The organism is Komagataeibacter ossonobensis, assembly GCF_057359305.1.
Genome location: NZ_JBXAYQ010000093.1, coordinates 1 through 3,310 on the forward strand (window position 1 = coordinate 1; position 3,310 = coordinate 3,310).

Here is a 3,310-nt window from a genome sequence, read left to right on the forward strand (position 1 = left end):
GCCGGCGTTTGTACGGAGCACGGCCATGTCGTTCCAGCTCAACCTCTTCGGCACAACCGCTCTCGCAGAAACCCAGAACGACCTTTTCTGGGGCGAACTTGAAGGCGAAGATGGCTCGCCCCCTGTCTTGCCGGCCGCGATGGCCCTTCCCAAGATCGACTTTCATATGGTGGCCGACCGAGGCCTCGCTGACACCTGGAAACAGCGGGCTCGTGACAATGCACTGGCTATCGCGCTGCTCAAGGAGATTGAAGAAGCAGACCGAAACGCCTCTTCCCCCGAACAGATCATCCTGTCACGCTTCATTGGCTTTGGAGCAGGAGAACTGGCGAACAACCTGTTTCCGTCCGGAAGCGATAGCGCCCGCCCAGGCTGGGAAGAAATTGGCGAAGCGATCCATGCCTCCACAACAGACGTTGAAAGGGCAGGACTGAAACGCGCGACACAATATGCGCATTTTACCCCTGAACTGATCGTGCACGCACTCTGGAACAAAGTGCTGCAGATGGGCTTCAGAGGCGGTTCCGTGCTTGAACCCGGCTGTGGGACCGGTCTTTTCATCGCGGCCCGACCGGAAAGGCTCGAGGGACGCATCGCCTTTACCGGGATCGAGAATGATCCGATTACGGCAAGGATTGCGCACAGGCTCTATCCGAACCAGTGGATCCGCAGCGAAGATTTCACGACAGCGAAGCTCGCAGACGGGTATGACCTTGCGATCGGTAATCCACCCTTTTCCAATCGCACCGTGCGTGGCCCGGAAGGCCTGGGGCCGCTTGGCCTGAGCCTGCATGACTTTTTCATCGCCCGATCCATCGAAGCACTCCGCCCGGGCGGCATCGCAGTTTTCGTGACGTCCCGCCATACGCTGGACAAGACGGACAGCACCGCGCGCCGGACCATCGCCGAGATGGCTGACCTCGTGGGGGCGGTCCGGCTTCCGGCCGGGGCGATGCGCGATGATGCCGGCACGGACGTGGTGGTGTTCCGCAAGCGCATGATCGGCGACATGGTCGACGATGAGACCTGGCTGGAGACCGACCCCCTTGCGGATAGCGACCAGGGTAACGGTCCGCTCCTCGTCAATCGCTACTTCCTCGACCATCCGGAGCAGGTGCTCGGTCGCCACCGCTGGACCACCACCCAGTTCGGTCCCGACTACACGTGCAACGCGACTGACGGCTTCAGGCTCGATGTAATGTTGCCCGAGGCCCTGAGCCGGATCGGGCAGGACGTGCGCTTTCCGGAACCCCTGGACCAGCGCATTGTCCGGCCGGCAGGAGCCGGTGTGCTGGTCGGCACGGCTGCCGATGGCGCCCAGCTGAAAGAGGGCTCCTACTTCGTCACGAAAGGCGTGCTGCAGCAGATCTGCGATGGACAGGCTGTGACGGTCGCCATCAGGAAGGGGGATCAGAAGGACGGCATCTTCCAGAAGCATGCCCGGATCATTACCGCGCTGATACCCGTCCGGGATGCGGCACGCGCAGTCCTGCGGGCGCAGCTGGAGAACCTGCCCTACGGACGCCTGCAGGGTGATCTGAAGCGTGCCTATTTCAGCTTTGTCCGACAGTTCGGCCCGATCAACCTGATGAATGTGACGGTCAGGATCGATCCGGAAACCGGGGTCGAAAACGAAACCCAGCGGCGGCCAAACCTCACGCCATTTTACGATGATCCCGACGTCTGGCTGGTCTCGTCCATCGAGGAATACGACGAGGCGACACAGAAAGGCCGGATGGGACCAATTTTCTCGGAGCGGGTCATTCATGCGCCTGTCGAACCCCAGATCCATTCCGCCCACGACGCCCTGGCCGTCTGCCTGCATGAAACAGGCGGCGTGGAAATGCCGCGGATCGCGGAACTCATGGGAAAGTCCGAAGCTGAGGTCGCGGCCGCACTGGGGGATACGGTCTATCTCGATCCGGTACGGAGTGTGGACGGTCGCGATGTCTGGGTCACGGCTGATGAAATGCTCTCCGGCGCCGTGCGGACCAAGCTGGAAGAGGCACGCGACGCGGCCCGGATCGATGGGCGCTACGCCCGGAACGTCACGGCGCTGGAAGCCGTCCAGCCAGCCGATCTACGTCCGTCTGAGATCACCGCGCGCCTTGGCGCTCCGTGGTTGCCGGTCAGCGACATCATCGCCTTTACCGCCGAGGTGCTCGGGGTCGAAACGGTCATCTATCACGCGCCCGCGGTCGCCTGCTGGACCGTGGAGAAACGGGCGTTCATGGGCAAGGCCGAGGCTACGTCAGTCTGGGGAACGGAACGGCGACATGCCGGCGAACTGCTGGAAGATGCCCTGACGCAGGCATCGCCAAAAATATGGGATGTCTGGCGGGATGGCGATGGCAATGAGCACCGCGAACTGAACACACAGGAGACCGAAGCCGCAAAGGAAAAACTGGCGGCGATCAGGCGTGCGTTCGAGACATGGGTCTGGCAGGATGGCGATCGGGCCGAGCGGCTGGTCAGGCTGTATAACGACACCTACAACAACCTCGTGGCTCGCGCGTTTGATGGCTCCCATCTGCGCCTGTCCGGTGCAAGCACCACGATCAGCCTGCGCCCCCACCAGAAACGGGTCATCTGGCGGATCATCGCCGCGGGCGGCACGTATATCGCGCACGCGGTCGGTTCGGGAAAGACCTTCTCGATGGTTGCGGCCGTCATGGAGCAGAAGCGGCTTGGCCTGGTCAGCAAGGCGATGATTGCCGTCCCTGGTCACTGCCTCGCCCAGATGGCCCGCGAATTCCTCATGCTCTACCCGACCGCGCGGATCCTTGTCGCCGACGAGACGAACTTCGTGAAGGCAAAGCGCCAGCGGTTCCTCGCCCGGGCCGCGACCGGAAACTGGGATGCGATCATCATCACGCATGATGCATTCAGGTTCATCCCGGTGGAGGGGGATTTCGAGCGCCAGATGATCGAGGCGCAGATCGCGTCTTACGAGGACGTGCTGGAAAGCGTCGACGCGGCCGACCGCCTGTCGCGCAAGCGGGTCGAGAGCATGAAGGAGAAGATGCAGGCGAAGCTGGAAGGCCTTGCCGCTCGAAAGGACGATCTCGTGCATCTGGGAGAGATTGGCATCGACCAGATCCTCGTCGATGAAGCGCAGCAGTTCCGGAAGCTGAGCTTTGCAACCAACCAGTCCGACCTCAAGGGGGTCGATCCGAACGGCTCGCAGCGGGCCTGGGATCTCTTCGTGAAGACGCGCTACCTGGCGGCAAAAAATCCGGAACGCCCGCTGATCATGGCGTCCGGCTCCCCGATCACCAATACGCTGGCCGAAATGTGGACGGTCAGCCGG

Annotated in this window: 1 pseudogene; it reads left to right on the forward strand. The window is 62.3% G+C overall.

The window, feature by feature from the left end:
- Positions 1–25: 25 nt before the first annotated feature.
- A pseudogene (locus AC1RQ9_RS18610) lies at positions 26–3,310 on the forward strand (lactate dehydrogenase); the annotation flags it as partial.